General features: G+C 50.0%; 15 protein-coding genes, 3 pseudogenes and 1 other annotated feature. Of the genes and pseudogenes, 12 read left to right on the top strand and 6 right to left on the bottom strand.

The genetic code is table 11. The features are described from left to right. Both ACW5MY_RS16320 and ACW5MY_RS16315 read left to right on the top strand, forming a co-directional pair. A complete protein-coding gene (locus ACW5MY_RS16320) occupies positions 1 to 1173 on the top strand; it encodes a DegT/DnrJ/EryC1/StrS family aminotransferase (protein WP_289393933.1) in 1173 nt (390 codons plus the stop codon). Continuing rightward, positions 1152 to 2068 (top strand): annotated as a pseudogene (locus tag ACW5MY_RS16315) (polysaccharide pyruvyl transferase family protein). Before ACW5MY_RS16320 ends, ACW5MY_RS16315 begins: the two are co-directional and overlap by 22 nt. Positions 2069 to 2081: 13 nt before the next feature. Here ACW5MY_RS16315 and yvfG read toward each other — a convergent pair. Next, a complete protein-coding gene (yvfG, locus tag ACW5MY_RS16310) occupies positions 2082 to 2300 on the bottom strand; it encodes a protein YvfG (RefSeq protein ID WP_003151570.1) in 219 nt (72 codons plus the stop codon). A 77-nt stretch (positions 2301 to 2377) separates the two neighbouring features. On the opposite strand from yvfG, the pseudogene rpoN reads away from it, so the two are divergent. After that, a pseudogene (rpoN, locus tag ACW5MY_RS16305) lies at positions 2378 to 3688 on the top strand (RNA polymerase factor sigma-54). 37 nt (positions 3689 to 3725) lie between these two features. On the opposite strand, the gene lutP reads toward rpoN, so the two are convergent. Continuing rightward, positions 3726 to 5402: an L-lactate permease LutP gene (lutP, locus tag ACW5MY_RS16300; protein WP_013353678.1), complete on the bottom strand. Its 1677-nt coding sequence runs from the start codon at positions 5400 to 5402 to the stop codon at positions 3726 to 3728. A 204-nt stretch (positions 5403 to 5606) separates the two neighbouring features. On the opposite strand from lutP, the gene ACW5MY_RS16295 reads away from it, so the two are divergent. From ACW5MY_RS16295 to ACW5MY_RS16275, 5 genes are all read left to right on the top strand, one after another. Beyond that, positions 5607 to 6326 carry a FadR/GntR family transcriptional regulator gene (locus ACW5MY_RS16295; protein ID WP_013353677.1) on the top strand — a complete coding sequence of 240 codons (720 nt, stop codon included), beginning with the start codon at positions 5607 to 5609 and terminating at the stop codon, positions 6324 to 6326. A 30-nt stretch (positions 6327 to 6356) separates the two neighbouring features. Next, positions 6357 to 7547: an aminotransferase-like domain-containing protein gene (locus ACW5MY_RS16290; RefSeq protein ID WP_289393932.1), complete on the top strand. Its 1191-nt coding sequence runs from the start codon at positions 6357 to 6359 to the stop codon at positions 7545 to 7547. A gap of 181 nt (positions 7548 to 7728) precedes the next feature. Continuing rightward, positions 7729 to 8445 carry a (Fe-S)-binding protein gene (locus tag ACW5MY_RS16285; protein WP_013353675.1) on the top strand — a complete coding sequence of 239 codons (717 nt, stop codon included), beginning with the start codon at positions 7729 to 7731 and terminating at the stop codon, positions 8443 to 8445. A 25-nt stretch (positions 8446 to 8470) separates the two neighbouring features. Further along, positions 8471 to 9901 (top strand): LutB/LldF family L-lactate oxidation iron-sulfur protein, encoded by a 1431-nt coding sequence (locus ACW5MY_RS16280; RefSeq protein ID WP_013353674.1) that lies wholly within the window; start codon positions 8471 to 8473, stop codon positions 9899 to 9901. Then, positions 9901 to 10623, top strand: a complete 723-nt coding sequence (locus ACW5MY_RS16275; protein ID WP_014471054.1) for a LutC/YkgG family protein — start codon at positions 9901 to 9903, stop codon at positions 10621 to 10623. Before ACW5MY_RS16280 ends, ACW5MY_RS16275 begins: the two co-directional genes overlap by 1 nt. A 35-nt stretch (positions 10624 to 10658) precedes the next feature. On the opposite strand, the gene ACW5MY_RS16270 is transcribed toward ACW5MY_RS16275, so the two are convergent. From ACW5MY_RS16270 to ACW5MY_RS16260, 3 genes are all read right to left on the bottom strand, one after another. Further along, positions 10659 to 11987 carry a GntP family permease gene (locus ACW5MY_RS16270; protein WP_013353672.1) on the bottom strand — a complete coding sequence of 443 codons (1329 nt, stop codon included), beginning with the start codon at positions 11985 to 11987 and terminating at the stop codon, positions 10659 to 10661. 26 nt (positions 11988 to 12013) lie between these two features. Then, positions 12014 to 13558 carry a gluconokinase gene (gene gntK, locus ACW5MY_RS16265; RefSeq protein ID WP_013353671.1) on the bottom strand — a complete coding sequence of 515 codons (1545 nt, stop codon included), beginning with the start codon at positions 13556 to 13558 and terminating at the stop codon, positions 12014 to 12016. Positions 13559 to 13740: 182 nt separating this feature from the next. Further along, entirely contained in the window at positions 13741 to 14598 is an 858-nt protein-coding gene (locus ACW5MY_RS16260) for a MurR/RpiR family transcriptional regulator (RefSeq protein ID WP_013353670.1), read from the bottom strand. Positions 14599 to 14749: 151 nt separating this feature from the next. Here ACW5MY_RS16260 and ACW5MY_RS16255 point away from each other — a divergent pair, with 151 nt between their 5' ends. Together ACW5MY_RS16255 and ACW5MY_RS16250 are read left to right on the top strand one after the other, a co-directional pair. After that, on the top strand, positions 14750 to 14908 hold the full coding sequence (locus ACW5MY_RS16255; protein ID WP_014471053.1) for a hypothetical protein: 159 nt from the start codon (positions 14750 to 14752) through the stop codon (positions 14906 to 14908). A gap of 92 nt (positions 14909 to 15000) precedes the next feature. After that, positions 15001 to 15240 (top strand) — a binding site (T-box leader). A 63-nt stretch (positions 15241 to 15303) separates the two neighbouring features. Next, the gene (locus ACW5MY_RS16250; protein ID WP_013353669.1) at positions 15304 to 16644 is read left to right on the top strand and encodes an amino acid permease; all 1341 of its coding nucleotides are present in this window, start codon (positions 15304 to 15306) and stop codon (positions 16642 to 16644) included. 33 nt (positions 16645 to 16677) lie between these two features. On the opposite strand, the gene ACW5MY_RS16245 is transcribed toward ACW5MY_RS16250, so the two are convergent. Beyond that, positions 16678 to 17595 carry a DMT family transporter gene (locus tag ACW5MY_RS16245; RefSeq protein ID WP_013353668.1) on the bottom strand — a complete coding sequence of 306 codons (918 nt, stop codon included), beginning with the start codon at positions 17593 to 17595 and terminating at the stop codon, positions 16678 to 16680. A 97-nt stretch (positions 17596 to 17692) separates the two neighbouring features. Here ACW5MY_RS16245 and ACW5MY_RS16240 point away from each other — a divergent pair. Together ACW5MY_RS16240 and ACW5MY_RS16235 are read left to right on the top strand one after the other, a co-directional pair. After that, a pseudogene (locus ACW5MY_RS16240) lies at positions 17693 to 18585 on the top strand (LysR family transcriptional regulator). A 113-nt stretch (positions 18586 to 18698) separates the two neighbouring features. Further along, entirely contained in the window at positions 18699 to 19706 is a 1008-nt protein-coding gene (locus ACW5MY_RS16235; RefSeq protein ID WP_013353666.1) for an LLM class flavin-dependent oxidoreductase, read from the top strand. The last annotated feature ends 33 nt before the right edge of the window (positions 19707 to 19739 follow it).

Raw genomic sequence — 19739 nt, 5'->3', positions numbered from 1 at the left:
ATGCAAACAAACAAACGGATTTATTTGTCTCCGCCTCATATGAGCGGAAAAGAACAGGAATACATCGCGGAAGCCTTCCGTTCCAATTGGATTGCGCCGCTCGGTCCGCTCGTCAATTCGTTTGAAGCGCGGCTCGCGGAATATGCGGGGGTGAAAAGCGCGGCGGCCGTAAGCTCGGGAACGGCGGCCATCCATCTTGCCCTGCGGCTTGCGGGTGTGAAAAAAGGAGACGCTGTATTTTGTCCTTCCTTTACGTTTGTCGCCACGGCGAATCCGATTGTGTATGAGCAGGCAGAGCCCGTTTTCATTGATTCGGAATGGGAGACGTGGAACATGTCGCCCGCCGCGCTTGAGCGGGCGCTCCGGGATGCAAAACGGTGCGGCAGGCTCCCGAAAGCGGTGATCGCCGTCAATCTTTACGGCCAAAGCGCAAAAATGGATGAATTGTTACGCCTTTGCGACGCATACGGAGTTCGTCTGATTGAAGACGCAGCCGAGTCCTTAGGATCAACATATAAAGGCAGACAGAGCGGCACGTTCGGCCGTTTCGGCATTTATTCCTTTAACGGCAACAAAATCATTACAACATCGGGAGGCGGCATGCTCGTGTCTGACGATGAAGCAGCTATTGAAAAAGCGAAGTTTCTTGCGTCACAGGCGAGAGATGCCGCCGTTCATTACCAGCACAGTGAGCTCGGTTATAACTACAGGCTCAGCAACATTCTCGCAGGCGTCGGTATATCGCAGCTGGAAGTGCTCGAAGAACGCGTCCGGGCGAGGAGAGAAATCTTTCACAGGTATAAGGAAGCGCTGGAAACGTATCCGGGCATCCGCATGATGCCGGAGCTTGAAGGAACGGTTTCAAACCGATGGCTGACGGCTCTGACGCTTGATAACGGCGTGACGCCTGAGGAAGCCGTCGCCTGTCTTGCCGAACAAAATATTGAGGCCCGTCCGCTGTGGAAACCGCTGCATACGCAGCCGCTTTTCTCATCTTCCGTTTTTTATCCTCACAGCGATCATGAACGGGTCTCTGAGAACCTTTTCAGCCGGGGCATTTGTCTGCCGTCCGGGTCTGATTTGTCTATTGAAGAGCAGCAGCGTGTCATTGACGCACTAGCACAACTGTTTGAAACGAAAGGGGAGAAAACATGGACAGCCGCCATGTCATGAGCCGATTAAAAGAGACGCTGACAGGTCTGCTCAGCGTCATACCGCCCCAGTCTGACATCATTTATGCCGACTATCCCCTCTATGGAAATGTAGGGGATTTATTGATTATGAAAGGGACGGAGGCGTTTTTTAAAGCGCACGGCATCCGCGTGAAACAGCGCTGGAATCCTGACAATTTTCCGTTCGGGCGCAGGGCGGATAAAAAGACGATCATCGTCTGTCAGGGAGGCGGGAATTTCGGGGATCTCTATCCGTACTATCAGACGTTCAGAGAAAAAATCGTCAAAGCCTTTCCCGAAAACAGGATCGTCATTCTGCCCCAATCCATCTATTATCAGGATGAAACACGGCTGCGAAAGACAGCGGCGCTTTTTGCGGAGCACAAGGATCTGCACCTGTTTACGAGAGATCATGTGTCACACGAGACTGCGAAACGCTTTTTTTCGGCGAATCACATCGGACTTCTGCCTGATATGGCCCATCAGCTGTATCCGATCAAGACGGCAGCGGCTCCGTCACGCGGCAGGCTTCATTTTATCCGCACTGACGCGACTGGCAGCATGTGCTGTCAGCAAGCGACCGCCGGGGAATCGCTTTTTTCCAGACGCTGAATGTCCTGAATAAAAAAGCGGGAAACCTGCTGCCGATTGCGCGGTTTTGGAAATTCTATTCGGATTTCCTGACGAAAAAAGCGGTCCGGTTTTTCAGCAAGTACGAATCGGCGGAAACGTCAAGGCTTCACGGCCACATCCTGTCCTCGCTTCTTGGGAAACCGAATACTGTCATTGATAATTCATACGGGAAAAACGCCAACTATTATCACACCTGGACACACGAAGCGCCGGACGTCCGTCTGATCGAGACTGCAGGCACGAAGGAAAACCTTCCGCTTTGAATGAGCGGAAGGTTTATTTTGTTTCTCCCCGTTTTACTTTGTTATACGCCTCATCCAAATGCTGAATTCTTTTGAGCACAACCGAGTTTTTCGTCAGCTGATCCTGTACAAGGGTTGAGACGACGGAGCGGTAATAGCTGTTCATCGCATGAATTCGGTCTTCATTCGGATTCATTTCAATATGCTGTGTAAAGTTTTCAATAAAATAAGGAACAGAAAAAAGTTCTGACATCTATAAAGCAACTCCTTTTAATAAGTATATACGGTATGAAACCAATCATGTACAATGAAAAAAGGGGAGTGAGCATGATGGATATCAAACTTCAGCAAACACAAATTTTAAAGCCTCAATTGACTCAAGAGCTTAAACAGGCCATCACTTTACTCGGATACAATTCCGCGGAACTGGCCGGGTATATTGATGAGCTCTCTCTGGAAAACCCTCTGATTGAACGAAAGGAAACAGACACGCCGCCACTATCTTACCATAAAACAAATAAAAACAGGATGAAAGAACAGGACGTAAGCCAGCAGATCAGGCTTACGCGCAAAACGCTGCAGGATTCGCTCAAACAGCAGGCCATAGACATGAAGCTGTCCGATGCTGAAAAGAAAATTTTTAATTATCTGATATATTCCTTGGATTCTAACGGATATTTAAAAGAGGACATACAAGCTGCCGCCGACCATGTATCCGCTTCACTAGAGGAGACGGAAGCCGTTCTGGCAAAGCTTCAATCGCTTGAGCCCGCGGGAATCGGCGCCAGGTCTTTGCAGGAATGCATCCTTCTTCAGCTCCGCCGTCTGCCCGAGCGGAACGAACAGGCGGAATGGATTGCCGGCGCCTATTTTGAGCTTTTTGCAAGAAAGAACTGGAAAGCGCTTACATTGAAAACGGGCATTCCGCTCAAAGACATTCAGGACATCTTTGACATGATCAGCGCGCTTGACCCGAGGCCGGGGCTCCGTTATGCGCATGAGGAACCGGGTTTTTACGTTGAACCGGATATTTTCATCACGGTGAAAAACGGCATCATTCAAGCGCGGCTCAACAGCCGTTCGTTCCCGGATATCCAGCTTCATGCCCATTATCGGCCGATGCTGTCAGCCGCCGGATGCCGTGACACGAAAGATTATCTGTCGGCAAAATATCAGGAATGGCGCTGGCTGAACCGGGCTTTATCGCAAAGAAAACAAACGATCACGAGAATTATCGGCGTCCTGACTGAACGGCAGGCATCCTTTTTTCTCACAGGAAAAAGCGGCATGCAGCCGCTGACCTTAAGAGAGGTGGCGGAAACGCTGGAGCTCCATGAATCAACGATCAGCCGGGCCATCTAAGGAAAGTACGTGCAGACGCCGTACGGACTGTACGATATGAAAACATTTTTTTCGGCGAAAGCTGAATCATCGGGAGACGGCAGCGCCTCAAACTATGCCGTAAAAGCACACCTGGAAGCATTGGTCCGTAAAGAAGACAAAAAGAAACCTTTTTCAGACCAAAAGCTTGCCGACCTGCTGCTTGAACAATATGACATCCGAATTTCAAGACGCACCGTCGCCAAATACCGTGACCAATTAAATATCCCGCCGTCATCGGCGAGAAAACGATACAGCTGAAACCTCCCCGAGCCAATTCCCGGGGAGGTTCTCTTTGTTAGGGGATCATCCATGAAAACAGATGATGCTGTAAAAATGTAATGAGGCAGACGAGCAAAAGCAAAAACAGACTGTGCTTAATCGTGAAGCGGAAAAGCTCTGCTTCCTTGCCTGCCAGACCGACAGCGGCGCAGGCCACCGCAATGGATTGGGGAGAAATCATCTTTCCGGTGACGCCGCCTGATGAATTGGCGGCGACAGAGAGAACCGGATCCATCCCGACAGAGAGCGCCGTCACCTTTTGCAATCCGCCGAACAATAAATTGGCCGACGTATCAGAGCCGGTAATAAACACGCCGAGCCAGCCGAGCACCGGCGAAAAAAAGGTAAACATCGCGCCAGTCATGGCAAGCGCAAGACCGAGTGTCGCGCTCATGCCGGAAGCATTCGTGACATAAGCAAAGCCGACAACAGATACGATGGTGACGATCGGAAGCGCTAGTTCTTTTATGGTTTCTATAAATGCCCCGCCCCATGACTTCCACGGCATGCCGAGTGCGAACTTGGAGATGACGGCCGCAATCAGAATCGCCGTGCCCGCTGAACCGAAAAATTCAAGCTTGTACACGGCTTCAATCGGCGTGCCGTCAGCCTGAAGAATCTGCTGATTTACAAATGGGACGGGAGGCGTGAAGGTCAATGCTTTCCCGGCTGCATTCAGCCAGGAAAGCCATATTGACGTTCCTTCGTAATGACCGGTCAAGGCGGCCTTCACGCCGGGAATCCCCCAAACGGATATCATGGCCGTCAGAAGAAGGAAAGGAGACCATGCTTTAAAAACCGCAGCCCCCCCGTACACGGCCGGCGTGACGTCAGCGGCTGCGGCTGATTCCCGTTCTGCCGCGAAACGAAAGGCCGTTTTCGGTTTCCAAAATTTCAAAAACACGGTGAGCGCGGCCATGGACACAAGCGCCGACAGCACATCAGGCAGCTCAGGCCCTAAAAAGTTTGAGCTTGCGTACTGCACGGCCGCAAAGGAGACGCCGGAAACAAGAATGGCCGGCCAGACTTCAAAAGCCTTTTTAAATCCGCTCATCAAAATGATTAAATAAAGCGGAATAAATACGGATAAAAACGGCAGCTGCCGGCCGACCATTTGAGAAATTTCCATAGCCGGTATTCCGGTCGGACCTTCGACGGCGGTAATCGGAATGCCGATCGCGCCAAAGGCAACGGGCGCGGTATTGGCAATCAGGCAGATCCCCGCCGCATAAAGCGGCTGAAAACCAAGTCCGACGAGCAAAGCGGCCGAGATCGCGACGGGAGCGCCGAAACCGGCGGCGCCTTCTAAAAACGCTCCGAATGAAAAGGCGATGAGCAGCGCTTGTAAACGGCGGTCATCTGTAATCGCCAGCACCGAACTTCGGATAATCTCAAATTGTCCTGTTTTCACGGTGATTTTATACAAAAAGACGGACGTGATGATAATCCAGCCGATCGGAAGCAGCCCGTACACCGCTCCCTGCGAAGCGGACAGCACCGCTTTTTCCGCCGGCATTCCGTAAACAAATACAGCGATTAAAAGTGAAACGGCTAATGTCAAAAGACCCGCTATGTACCCCTTCATCCGTTTCACCGCCAGCGCCCAAAAAAAGAAGATAATCGGCACGAGCGCGCAAGCTGCCGATAAAAGCAAATTTCCCCCTAAAGGAGCATACCCCTGTGTCCATTGCATCCCTAAAAACCCCTCCTTATGACATGTAAACGATTACTTTTTATGATAAGGTCATCTGATGACCGGGTTAATTAGCATTATATTTTGAAGGTTTTGAAAATACAATACTTTTCTGAAACAAATTGTCTGAACCTGTCGGCGGCTCGAAAAAAGAAGTATAATAGACGATAAACATCAAGATTCACAAGTGACGGGGTGATCGCGTTGAAATATAAACAAATTAAAACGAAAAAAATCTACGAAGAAGTCGCTGATGCATTGCTTGAGAAGATAAAAGCGGGCGAGCTTAAGCCGGGTGAAAAGCTTGATTCCGTTCAGGCGCTTTCTGAGAGTTTTCAGGTCAGCCGCTCGGCAGTCAGAGAAGCGCTGTCAGCTTTGAAAGCGATGGGGCTCGTCGACATGAAACAGGGAGAAGGCACATACATAAAAGAATTTGAACCGGCCCATATTTCCCAGCCGCTTTCTTCCGCCCTCTTAATGAAAAAAGAGGACGTCAAACAGCTGCTCGAAGTCAGAAAGCTGCTTGAATTGGGTGTCGCCGCCATGGCCGCTGAAAAACGAACAGAAGAAGATTTACAGAAAATCCGCCAAGCTCTCATGGAGATGAAAGACATCGACGGAGACGAAGAATTGGGGGAAAAAGCAGATTTCTCCTTTCATATGGCGCTGGCGGAAGCATCACAAAACGGTCTGCTCAAGCATCTCATGAATCATGTCTCCGCGCTGCTTTTGGAAACGATGAGAGAAACGAGAAAGATTTGGCTGTTTTCTAAACAAACGAGCGTGAAAAGATTATATGAAGAGCATGAACGCATTTACAGCGCCGTCGCCGCCGGAGACGCGGATGAAGCGGAAGCCGCGATGACGGCGCACCTGACGAATGTGGAAGAAGTGCTGGGGGCTTATTTTGAAGAAAATGTATAAAAGCTGACTTGTGAAAGGGGATAAGATCACATGCAGGCCGAATCTTTTTTTTCTGACCATGTAAAGAAAGCCCTTACAAACGATCCTCCCGGGGAATGGATGCCGGATGTTCCGAAAGCGTGCATCCCTCTGCATTCCGGCTATCCCGATCCCGCACTCGTTCCTGATAAGGAGCTGAAAGAAGCTGCATCCCGTCTTCTCGATGAGGAACGCGATCTGCCGCTGCATTATATGGGAAGTCCGAGGCCGGCCGTTTTAAAAAAGCAGATTCAAAAACGATTAGCTGTCCGCGGCATTCACTGCCGGGACGATGAACTGATCGTGACCTCAGGCGCCTGTCAGGCGATAGATCTGGCTGCCCGGGTTTTTCTCGATGAACAAACCGCCGCTGCCGTTGAAGCTCCTGCCTACATGGAGGCGCTCGAGATTTTTAAAAATTACACACCGCATATGATGAGCGTTCCGGCAGATCAAGAGGGCCTGCAAACAGAAACATTAGCCCTCATGCTTGAGGAAAGAAAACGCAAAGGGCTTGTGCTTCCCCGTCTTCTGTACACGATACCCGCTTTTCAGAATCCTGCGGGAACTGTGATGTCAGCAAAGCGGAGAACCCGCCTGCTTCAGCTGGCCGAAACGTATGATTTTCTCATCTTGGAGGATGATGCATACGGAGAGCTGGGATTCACTGATATCCCGCCGCCTTTAAAGGCCATGGATCAGAACGGCCGGGTACTGTACGCCGGTTCATTATCAAAAGTCATCGCCCCGGGTATGAGGATCGGCTGGATTGCAGGGAACGCTTCTTTCATCAAGGCTTTGTCATGGTTTAAAAAAGACTTGGACCACCCATTTTCTCAAGCGGTGACCGCCGTCTATCTGGAACAAACGAATGTTGAAGAACGGCTCGCCGCCTTGCGGGAAGCATACCGGAGCAAACGTGACGTTTTACTCGCCGCATTAGAGCAATATCTTCCGGAATCCGCATCCTGGAACGTGCCGGACGGCGGTTATTTTGTTTGGGTGAGAGTGCCGGGTGCGGATACGTCCGCACTGCTGGCGCGGGCTCTTTCTTCAGGCGTTTCCTATGTACCCGGAAAATATTTTTTTCTGAACCAGAAAGACGGTGCGGAATATCTCCGCCTGTCGTTCAGTTATGCAGGTAAAGCTGCGATAAAAGAGGGTGTGCAAAAGCTGGGGCGCCTGCTGGAAAACGAGGTGTAAAGCAGCATGAGAAGCTTTCGGGCTTCTCTTTTTTTGTGCCCTTAGCGCATCGGACAACAGGATTTTTCAGAAAAACCTTCCAATCCATATTCAGAATAGTGTAGGATATTTATAGAGCTTTCCCAAAAACAGGTCATCAGATGACCGGATCAATATATTGAGGATGAAAGAGGGGTTCATCATGAAAGTCTCATTATTTGTCACGTGCCTTGTGGATATGTTCCAGACCAATGTCGGAAAGGCGACGGTTGAGTTGCTGGAACGGCTCGGGTGTGAGGTGGATTTTCCCGAGGGTCAGATTTGCTGCGGTCAGCCGGCATACAACAGCGGGTATGTGACGGATGCGAAAAAAGCGATGAAGCGGATGATTGCCGCGTTTGAGGAAGCGGAGTACGTCGTCAGTCCGTCAGGCTCCTGTACGACGATGTTCCGTGACTATCCGCATCTGTTTCAGGACGATCCGAAGTGGGCGGCAAAAGCGCAGCAGCTTGCAGACAAAACATATGAGTTAACAGATTTTATTGTCAATATTCTCGGGGTGGAGGATGTCGGTGCGGTGCTGCATAAAAAAGCGACATTACATACATCGTGCCACATGACAAGGCTGCTCGGCGTGTCGGAGGAGCCGATGAAGCTTTTGCGCCATGTGAAGGGGCTTGAGTTTACTCCGCTTCCCGGAAAACATCAATGCTGCGGGTTCGGCGGAACGTTTTCCGTGAAAATGGCGCAAATCTCCGAACAAATGGTGGATGAGAAGGTCGCCTGTGTGGAAGACACGGAGGCCGAGGTGCTGATCGGGGCGGATTGCGGCTGTCTGATGAATATCGGCGGGCGTCTTGACCGGAAAGAAAAAAACGTCAGAGTCATGCACATCGCCGAAGTGCTGAACAGCAGATAACGAGAAACAACAGGGGGGTAAAATCATGGCGATGAAAATCGGCACCGCCGCTTTTAAAGAGCGGGTATCAGAAGGAATAGATAATGAGTTTATGAGAGGAGCCGTCTCCGGAGCGCAGGAACGGCTCAGGACAAGAAGGCTTCAGGCGGCAGAGGAATTGGGAAACTGGGAGGATTGGCGTTCGCATGCGGAAGAAATCAGGCAGCATGTGCTGGACAATCTTGATTTCTATTTAGAACAGCTCGCCGAAAACGTCGCCAAAAGAGGCGGACACGTCTTTTTCGCCGAAACGGCGGAAGAAGCGTCCTCATATATCCGCGATGTCATTCGGCAGAAAAACGCCAAAAAAATCGTGAAATCCAAATCCATGGTGACAGAAGAAATCAATATGAACGAAGTGCTTGAGGAAGAGGGCTGTGAAGTCACAGAAACGGATCTGGGCGAATACATTCTCCAGATTGACGATCACGACCCGCCGTCACACATCGTTGCTCCCGCTCTTCACAAAAACAAAGAGCAGATCCGTGACGTGTTTAAAGAAAGACTCGGATACAAGCAGACGGAAAAACCGGAAGAGCTCGTTATGCACGCGCGCAGCGTTCTCCGGAAAAAATTTCTCGAAGCGGACGTCGGCATCACGGGCTGCAACTTTGCAATCGCGGATACTGGTTCAGTCAGTCTCGTGACAAACGAAGGAAACGGCCGCCTTGTGTCCGCGCTGCCGAAGACGCAGATTACCGTAATGGGAATGGAGCGGATCGTTCCTTCATTTTCTGAGTTTGAAGTGCTTGTCAGCATGCTGACGAGAAGCGCCGTCGGCCAGCGGCTTACAAGTTACATTACGGCGCTGACGGGCCCCCGGCGGGAGGGAGAAGCTGACGGACCGGAGGAATTCCATCTAGTGGTTGTGGACAATGGGCGTTCCCGCATACTCGGCACGGAATTTCAATCGGTGCTGCAATGTATCCGCTGCGCCGCCTGCATTAATGTCTGTCCCGTATACCGGCATGTCGGCGGACATTCGTACGGGTCCATCTATTCGGGCCCGATCGGCGCCGTCTTATCGCCGCTTCTCGGCGGATACGACGAGTATAAGGAGCTTCCGTACGCATCCTCCTTATGCGCGGCCTGTACGGAAGCGTGCCCCGTTAAAATTCCGCTGCACGAGCTCCTGCTCAAGCACCGGCAGAACATCGTGGAAAAAGAGGGCAAAGCGCCGTTCAGCGAAAAACTGGCCATGAAAGCCTTCGGGCTCGGCTCATCATCCCCGTCTCTTTATAAAATGGGATCAAAATGGGCGCCAGCCGCCATGATGCCGTTTACGGAAGATGACAAAATATCAAAAGGACCGGGACCGTTAAAGGGATGGACAACAGTCCGGGACTTCCCGGCGCCGCATAAATCGAGATTCCGAGATTGGTTTAAAGATCGGGAAACACAAAAGGAGGAAGAATGATGATGAAAGGGACGGTTAAACATCAGGAATCCTTTTTAAACCGGATTGCCGAAAGCCTGGGCAGAGAGCGCAGAAAATCAGGCGTGTCCCTGCCTGAATGGAAGTATCAGCCTCAATATGAAACGCACGCGGACTGTACGGAAGATGACCTTGTCATGATGCTGAAAGACCACTGTGTCAACATTCATACGGAGCTGATCGAAACGGATGCCGCCGGGCTTTACGCCGCTTTGCGCACGCAGGTGGAACGCTTTGAAGGGGGGCCTGTCATTATCCCGAAAGACAGCCGGTTTGAAACATACGGCCTGCAGAGCCTTATGACAGAAGAGTGGCCGGATGAAGGGATTCCGGTTTGGGAATGGGATGCGGAACAAGGAGCGAAAAATATTGAAAAAGCGGAACAGGCGAATGTGGGCATCACATTCAGCGAGATCACGCTTGCGGAATCAGCCACCGTCGTTTTGTATGCGTCAGAGCATGCCGGCCGTTCTGTCAGCCTGCTTCCGACCACCTATATCGCAATCATCCCGAAATCTTCCATTGTGCCGAGAATGACGCAGGCCAGTGATATATTGAAACAGCAGATCAGAGACGGCGTCACTGTTCCTTCCTGCATCAACTATATTACCGGACCGAGCAACTCGGCCGATATCGAAATGGATTTGGTTGTCGGCGTCCACGGACCCGTTAAAGCTGCTTATATCCTTGTGAATGACCGATAACAAAAACAACCCCCGGTTCAGTCCGGGGGCTGTTTTTATATAAACGCGTTAATGATCATGATAAAACAAATCGCACTGACAGAAATAATCGTTTCCATCGCCGTCCATGTCAGGAATGTTTCTTTCACCGTCATTCCGAAGTATTCTTTAATAAGCCAGAAACCGGAGTCGTTGACATGAGACAGAATCAAAGAACCCGCTCCTGTTGCTAAAACAAGAAGCTCGCTGCTGACGCCCGGCATGACAGATGCAATCGGTGCGACAATGCCGGCCGCCGTCATCATGGCGACAGTCGCTGAACCTGTGGCGACGCGTATGACTGCCGCGATCGTCCAGCTTAAAAGAACGGGAGAGAAGCTTGAATGCTTCGCCAGATCAGCGATATAAGTGCCGACGCCTGAATCAATCAGGACGTTGTTAAAAGCGCCGCCGGCTCCGATCACAAGCAGAATTGAAGCGATCGGTCCCAGACAGTCATTGCTGAATTTTAAAATGCTTTCTCTGTTAAAGCCCTGATAAAAACCAAGGCTGAAAAAGGAGTAAACCGTGGCGATCAAAAGCGCCGTGACAGGATCGCCGATAAATTTAAAAGTTTCATAGAGCGTGCTTTTTTCCGGAAGCGCAATTTCGGCAAGCGTTGCCATAAGCATCAGGATCACCGGTACCAATATCGTAAACAATGTATTTGCGAATCCAGGAAGCTTGTGTTTCTCATTCCGTTCAATAAATTGTTTTTTCAAAAGTTCGGGAACGGGTTTGTGAATGCGCTTACCAATCCATTTTCCGTAAAGCGGCCCCGCGATGATGGCAGTCGGAATGCCGACGATTAAAGAATACAAAATCGTTTTTCCGACATTTGCGTGATAAATGCCGACAGCCGCCATCGCCGCCGGGTGGGGCGGAACCAATCCGTGCACGACGGAAAGCCCCGCAAGGAGCGGAATCCCGATCGTCACTAATGAAACGCCGGTTTCAATCGCAATCGTAAACAAAAGCGGCACGAGCAGGACGAAGCCGACCTGGAAAAAGACCGGGATGCCTACGATAAAAGCAACGGCCATCATTGCCCAATGCACTTTCTTTTTGCCGAAGCGGCCGATCAGGGTGTGAGCGATCCGCTCCGCACCCCCTGATTCAGCCATCATTTTACCGAGCATCGTACCGAGAGCCAGCACGATCGCAAGCAGAGACAGCGTATTGCCGAGCCCGGTTTTCATCGAAGTGATAATGTCCGGAAGATGCATGCCCGTTGCGAAACCGACAAGGATGGATGTAATCAAAAGACTGATAAAAGGATTTAACTTAGCGACTGTAATCAATAAGAGTAAAACGATAATAGCGGCAATGACAATAAACAGTAACATGACCTTTTCACCCTTTCAAAGAAGAATTAACGGCTTTGTTTGAGCTGAAATTCACTGATGACGTCAAATTCATCTTTGAGCTTGTCATACAGCCGCTCGTATAAGTAAAACAGCTCAATATATGTTTCGCTGTTTTTGACATTTGGTTCATGGCGGTGAGAAATTCTGATCCAGTCCTGAACATCCTCAATCCGTTCCATTTCGCCAAGGCTGTGTAAAGCGAGGACGGCAGCTCCGAGCGCCGAGGCTTCATAACTTTCCGGTACGAGAACTTCCCGCCCCATCGTATCGGACAAAATCTGTCTCCACAGCGGCGACCTCGCAAATCCGCCTGATGCCCGCACGTCTTTTGCGGGACCCGCCAAATCTCTCAGTGCGACCCCGATTGAAAAGACGCTCATGATGACGCCTTCCAGCACCGCTCTGATAAAATGCTCCCGTTTATGGCGGAGGCTGATGCCGAAAAACGTTCCGCGGGCATTCGGATTCCAAAACGGCGCGCGCTCTCCTGATAAAAACGGCAGAAACAGCAATCCCTCAGAACCTGCGGGCACTTTATCCGCGATATCAATCATTAAATCGTACGGATCAACGCCCAGCCGCTTCGCCGTTTCGACTTCCGGAGAAGCGAATTCATCACGAAGCCAGCGCAGCATAATGCCTCCGTTATTCGTCGGGCCGCCGATGACCCAATGCTTGTCAGTCAACGCGTAACAGAACGTCCGCGCTTTTTCATCCGTAATCGGCGTATCCGTCACCGAACGCACGGCACCGCTTGTTCCGATCGTAACGGCTACCTCGCCTTTGCCGATCGCGCCTACTCCCAGGTTCGCGAGCACGCCGTCATTTGCGCCGATGACAAACGGGGTATCCGCATGAATGCCCATCCGTGCCGCGATTTCCGGCGCAAGGCCGCGCAGCTGATGAGTGGTCGGCACGATGTCCGACAGCTGATCTTCCCGGATTCCGGCAATCCGGAGCGCTTCTTCATCCCAGGAAAGCGTCTCTAAACGGAACAGCCCCGTTGCCGAAGCAATGGAATAATCGACGACATATGTCCCGAAAAACTCGTGCAGAATATATTCCTTAATACTGATGAATTTGGCGGTTTTCGCGAATGTCTCCTTATCCTGCTCTCTCATCCACACAATTTTGGAAAGCGGGGACATCGGGTGAATCGGTGTACCCGTCCTTTTATAAATATCGAAACCGTTCATCTCTTTTATAATCCGTTTTGATTGCTCAGCGCTGCGGTTGTCCGCCCAAATGATGCTTTTGGTCAGCAGGCCGCCGTGCTGATCGACAGCAATCAATGAGTGCATGGCGGTGCTGATACCGATTGCAAGCAGGTTGTCAGGACTCAGTCCGGCCTTTGTGACGGCGCCCCTGATGCTTCCGATAACCGCTTCCAAAATGTGCTCAGGATCCTGCTCGGCCCATGCCGGCTTTGGCTGTATTAAATCATAGTGAACCGAATGCTTGGCTAACACTTTGCCTCTTGGTCCGAACAGAACGGCTTTCGTACTGGTCGTGCCGATATCCAGACCGATAACAGCTTGGGTTTCCTTCATATATATCCCGCCTAATCTAATTGAATAATAAGATAGATTGATAATGTATGCCCTTACAAAGTCAATTATAGGAATAATTTTTTTATAAATCAACGATGAAGAAGAAAAATTTTTTCATAAAATTGCCTCATTTCCCGCTGTATCGGCATTTCTCTTTTGAAAAATAAATATTCAGAAAGCGATTACAAACGTTTGTGCGCGATCATTTTTCTGATTTTCTGCAAGTTGGCGAGCGTTTTCTCCTGCCGCAGACGGGCAGTTGCGAAATACAGTGTATCAATGACTGTCAGCTGGGCGAGTCTTGCGGACATCGCTTCCGTTCTGAAGGCCGTCTCCCTTGTTGATGTATACAGCACAACGTCGGAAATCTGGGTGAGCGGCGATTTTTGATAGCTTGTAATGCCGATCGTTCCTGCGCCGAGCGATTTGGCCGTTTTCACTGCGTCGAGCACATCTTTGTTGCTCCCCGAATGAGAAATGCCGATGACCGCGCTTCCGGGACCGAGAAGACCCGCTGACATCGCCTGAAAGTGAGAATCCGTATGCGCGATGCAGTTTATGCCCGTACGCATAAACTTATGATACGCGTCAGTGGCGATCAGCCCGGAGCCGCCGTTTCCGTAAAATTCGATTCTGTCTGCGCTGTGAATCATCTCTACCGCCTTTTCAACATCGGCCGGATCTAGTAAATGGAAGGTATCAGTCAGGCCGGAAATATTTGCGCGGAAAACTTTCTGAATGATGACTTCGATATCGTCATCGGGGCTCATTTCTTCATGAATGTGCTGTACCGGCTCCTGAACGATCTCCTGAGCAAGCGTGATTTTTAAATCCTGATAGCCGGTAAAACCGAGACGCTTGCACAGCCTGAAAATCGTCGCTTCAGAGCTTTTCGTTTTTTCCGCCAGCTGAATGATGGAGAGGTGAACCACGTCTTTCGGTTCCTTCACGATATGGTCTGCAATCGCTCTCAATTTTGGCGACAAGCCTTTGCTGGCAGCCTGAATCTTCCCGATGCTGCTTGAATTGACAGGGGTCATGCTATAACCTCCTTACTCGAATGTAAACGCATACTTTTATGATAAAGCAAGTTTCAATATAAGGAAAACAGAATTTTAAAATTGTTTTTTCGATTTAAAATATAAAAAAAAGAGAAAGGCCGCCGATGATAAAAAGTGAGGAGGAATCTGGATGAAAAAAGCATGGATTCTCGTCATTTCATTCGGCATTGCGCTTGCCCTGTTTTTATACGCAAATACAAAGGTAAAAGCGGAAAGCGCGGCACCCGGAAAGCAAAGCCCGGTTTCCGGATTTCTGCTGAGATTTTTAAATGACTTGGAAGGGCAATAAGCGGCAAAAATTATGTATTGACTTTGAAAATAGAAGACTGTATATTATGTTACTATATTCAGAAAATAAAAACTCAAGAGATTCATTTAACATAAAACACTGTGAACGGGAGCAGTAAAAGAATCCAGTCAGAAAAAGAGAGCCGCGGGGTGGTGCAACGCGGACTGATTGTTCTTTGAACTCGCCCGGAAGTGGCAGGGCGGAACGGAATTGTCGGAATATTCCCTATGTCCTAACGGCTGACCTTCGTTAAAAGGTTTAAAAGCTGGATTCCGGATATTCGGGATCAACAAGAGTGGTACCGCGGCTGCCTGAGGCACGCCGTCTCTTTTCTAAAAAGAGGCGGCGTGCTTTTTTATGTGATGAACAATTTTTTGCGAGAGGGCGTGTGATAGATGGAAAAGGACAAGCAAACGTTAAAACGGACGATGTCGTCCAGACACATTATGATGATGGCGCTTGGAGGCGCGATCGGAGCCGGGCTTTTTAAAGGCAGCAGCACGGCGATTGATGAAGCCGGGCCGTCCGTATTATTGGCCTATCTCCTCGGCGGAATTATTCTGCTGTTTATTATGCAGGGGCTGGCTGAAATGGCTGTCCGAAATAAAAATGCAAGGACGTTCCGTGATTTGGTTCAGCAGTCTCTCGGTTCGTACGCTGCATACTTTTTAGACTGGATTTATTGGAAAATGTGGGTGCTCAATATTGCCGCAGAAGCGGTAGTAGCCGCAATTTTTATTCAATATTGGCTGCCGGAATGTCCGATATGGATATTGGCTCTAATCATTTCCATCGTTGTTACGGTCGTTAATATGCTTTCTGTTAAGCTGTTTGCCGAGACAGAGTACTGGCTCGCGCTTATTAAAATTACGGTGATTGTCATCTTTATTTTATGCGGTATTCTGCTGTTATTTTTCTCATTCGGCAATCACACGGCACCGGGGCTGTCTCATCTAACGAACCACGGCGGGTTTTTCCCGCATGGAGCGGGGGGCGTCATTACGGCGATGCTCGTTGTGATCTACTCATACGGCGGAACGGAAATCATCGGCGTCACGCTGGCGGAGACAAAAAATCCTGAAAAGGTGATTCCGAAAGCTGTCCGCAGCACGTTAACGCGGATTGTCGCTTTTTACTTGCTGCCGTTTTTCATCATCGTCAGCCTGATTCCTTGGAATCAAGTTAACAGCGTTCCCGAAAGCCCGTTTGTCATCGTATTTAAGATGATCGGAATTCCGGGTGCCGACCATATTATGAACGCCGTCATTCTTCTTGCGATTATCTCGTCCATGAACTCGGGACTGTACGGATCATCCCGCGTCTTGTTTACGCAGGCTTCTGACGGCCGGGTGCCGAAAGTCTTTTCAAAACTATCAAAGAAAAAGGTCCCCGTTTATGCGATTCTTACATGTACGTCGTTTTTATATGTAGGCGTTCTGATTTCTTTATTTGCAGGAAGCCAGACGTTTAATTATTTGATGGGGTCACTAGGCTATACCGTGCTGTTCATTTGGCTGATTATCGGGTTCGCCCATCTGAAATCAAGAAAACATGCAGCGGAACAGCCCGCTTATTACGTAAAATGGTTCCCGTACACCACATGGTTCGCGGTGCTTGCGCTTTTGGCCATCCTGATCGGCGTGATTGCCACGACATCAATCGTCATTACATGCATCACGGCGGCCATCTATCTGCTCATTACGGCTGCGTATCTTGTGAAAGGGAGACGCCAATAAATAAAAAACTCTTGCCCCGCGGCAAGAGTTTTTTTAATGAACGGCCTTTTTTTCTGCGGCCAAAGCAGGTGTTTTCAGTTTCTTCGGTGTTATATTCACAAAACAGATGCTTGTGACGATCAGAAGCAGTCCGGCCAAAAGGCTGACGGTCAGCGGCTCATGCAGGAAAATCGAGCTGACGACAATGGAAATGAGCGGGATCAGGAAGGTGTAAGAGGCAACCTTGCTTGCTTCCCCTGAACCGACAAGCGTAAAAAAGACGAGCCAGCCGAGCGCGATGACAAATACCGAAATAAATAGAAGGCTGAGAATGAACGGAGCTTTCCATTGAATCGCTGAAAAGCTTTCCGAAAAACTGCCTGAGCTGACAAGCAGCCCGCCGCCGATCAGAAGCTGAAGAGCGACCATCCAGATGGAATCCACGCGTCCTCCCGTTCTTTTCATAAATACCGTGCCGAGCGCCCAGCTGACCGCAGAGCCTAATGCCAGAAGAATGCCGGCGATGGAAATATGGCCTCCGAAACCGGCTGCGCTGATGACGGCGACACCGGCGAAGCCCAGAATAAGACCGGCTATTTTCAAAGGAAACATCGGTTCCCCGAGCCACAGCCAAGAAAAAACGCCCATTAAGACCGGCTGGAAAAACACAATGGCTGAAAATAAGCCGGCGGGCAGGTAGTTCAAGCCGACCGTTTGCAGGCCGTAAAATAAAGTGATATTTAAAATAGCAGAAATAAGATAGATCGGCCACGTTTCTTTAAAACGCAGCTTTTTAAAACGGGGCACCGCAACCATTAACAGCAGCAGTCCGCCGATCAGCGTGCGGATTCCGGCAAACAGAAGGGGCGGCGAATAGGCGAGCGCTGCCTTTGTCAGCGGCCAGTTAATCCCCCATACCGTGACTAAAAACGCCAGCATGAGAGCCGTCTGTATTCTCGAAAGCTGTTTCACGTCGTTCACTCCTTGTAGAACAATTCCATCATATGATACGGTAATCAGTAAGATAAATAAAATGAATCTTTTTTATAAGGAGCATAAGTAAAACGTTATGACGATTACACAACTGCGGGTTTTTGTTCAAATTGCTGAAACGGGAAGTTTTACAAAAGCAGGGCAGGCGCTGAATATGACGCAGCCCGCCGTCAGTCATGCCATCTCGGCGCTTGAGACGGAGCTCGGCATCAAGCTGATCATCCGGGAACGCCGCAACGGCTTAAGGCTCACGGACACGGGCAAAAAAATTCTCGTACATATCAGAGAGGTGCTCAAAGGCATAGAAAAAGCGGAGCAGCTGGCGGCCGCGGAAAGAGGGCTTGAACAGGGAACGATTCACATCGGCACATTTCCGGCCGCTTCCGCTTATTTCATTCCAAAGCTGATCAGCGTGTTTAAAAAACGGTATCCGAAGCTTGAACTGGTGCTGCATGAAGGAACGGCGGACGAAGTGAAGGAGTGGCTGCAATCCCGGATGATTGATGCGGGCATTTTGCTTTTTCCGACAGAGGATATGGATTATTTCCTGTTGAAAAAAGACAAAATGGCAGCGGTTATGCATAGGGATCACCCTCTCGCCGCACGCTCAACCGTAACAATAAAGGATCTGGACGGCGAACCGATGGTGGTCTGCGACGGCGGTTACACGTCCCCTTTTTCCGGTTTGTTTAAACAAGCCGGTGCCGAACTTTGCGCGCCTTTACCGTTTTTAATGTCAGCACATCCATTAATATGGTGCGGGAGGGGTTAGGCATGGCAATCTTATCGGAAATGTCTATGGCCGGCAATCCTCTTCCGGAAGAAGTGGTGATTAAAGAGTTTACCCCGGATGTATTCAGGGAGGTGCAGCTGGCGGTTCCTTCTATAAAAGACGCCTCACTTGCCGCCAAGCTTTTTATTGAAATTGCCGAGGAGCTGTTCATCCGTAAGAAAACCGCCGCTGACTGATTGTTCGAAGATCATCGAATCAAATTGTTTAACTCACGGGAAAAGCTGTGGTAAGGTGTGTGGTAGAGACCTTGTTTAAGATCTGCTTACACTAAACCATAAAGGAGAAAACGATGGCTGAACATACATTGAAAGATACTGCGTTTTCCGTATTGAATTTATCGCCGGTCGTACAGGGGGGAACGGTTGCTGAATCGTTCCGCAACAGCATGGATTTAGCGCGCCGCGCCGAGGAGTGGGGCTATAACCGCTACTGGCTGGCGGAGCATCATAATATAGAAGGAGTTGCCAGCTCGGCAACGTCAGTGCTGATCGGCCACATTGCCGGCGGCACGAAAAAAATCCGCGTCGGTTCAGGCGGCATTATGCTGCCGAACCACTCGTCGCTTGTGATCGCGGAGCAATTCGGAACCCTTGAAACGTTATATCCGGGGCGGATTGACCTCGGGCTCGGACGCGCTCCGGGAACCGACCAATTAACGGCGAGAGCTTTAAGAAGAAATATAAACAGCGGAGAAGATTTTCCGGAGCAGCTTGAAGAATTGAGAAATTACTTTAAACCGTCAGGCAATGTGCGTAATCAAGTCCGCGCCATTCCAGGCGAAGGGCTGGACGTGCCGATCTGGCTTTTGGGCTCAAGCGGCTTCAGCGCGCGTCTTGCGGGTGAGCTCGGGCTTCCGTTCGCCTTTGCGGCTCACTTCTCACCGAAAAACACCGTGCCCGCCCTTGAGATGTACCGAAGCTCCTTCCGCCCGTCAGACGTACTGGATAAACCGTACGCGATGGTCGGCGTCACCGTCATTGCCGCGGATACGGATGAAAAGGCGGAGCATCTGGCGACATCGCATTATCAAAGATTTTTAGACCTCGTACGCGGTACACCGAATCAGCTGAAACCTCCTGTTGAAGACATGGATCAAATCTGGTCGCCGTATGAAAAAGCGATGGTCAATGAACAGCTCAGTTCAACGATCGTCGGCGGACCTGATCGTGTGAAGGAAAAGCTGGAAAGCTTCATCCGGACAACACAGGCGGATGAAATCATGGTGAATTCTGAAAGCTTTGAGCATGCCGACAGAATGCGGTCGTTTGAAATTATTGCTGAATTAAAAAACAGCTGAGCAAAAAAGCAATGTGCCGTGCACATTGCTTTT

The sequence above is a fragment of the Bacillus sp. Bwzl_19 genome (genome assembly GCF_054900515.1).
This window is presented reverse-complemented; position numbering and strand designations above follow the sequence as displayed.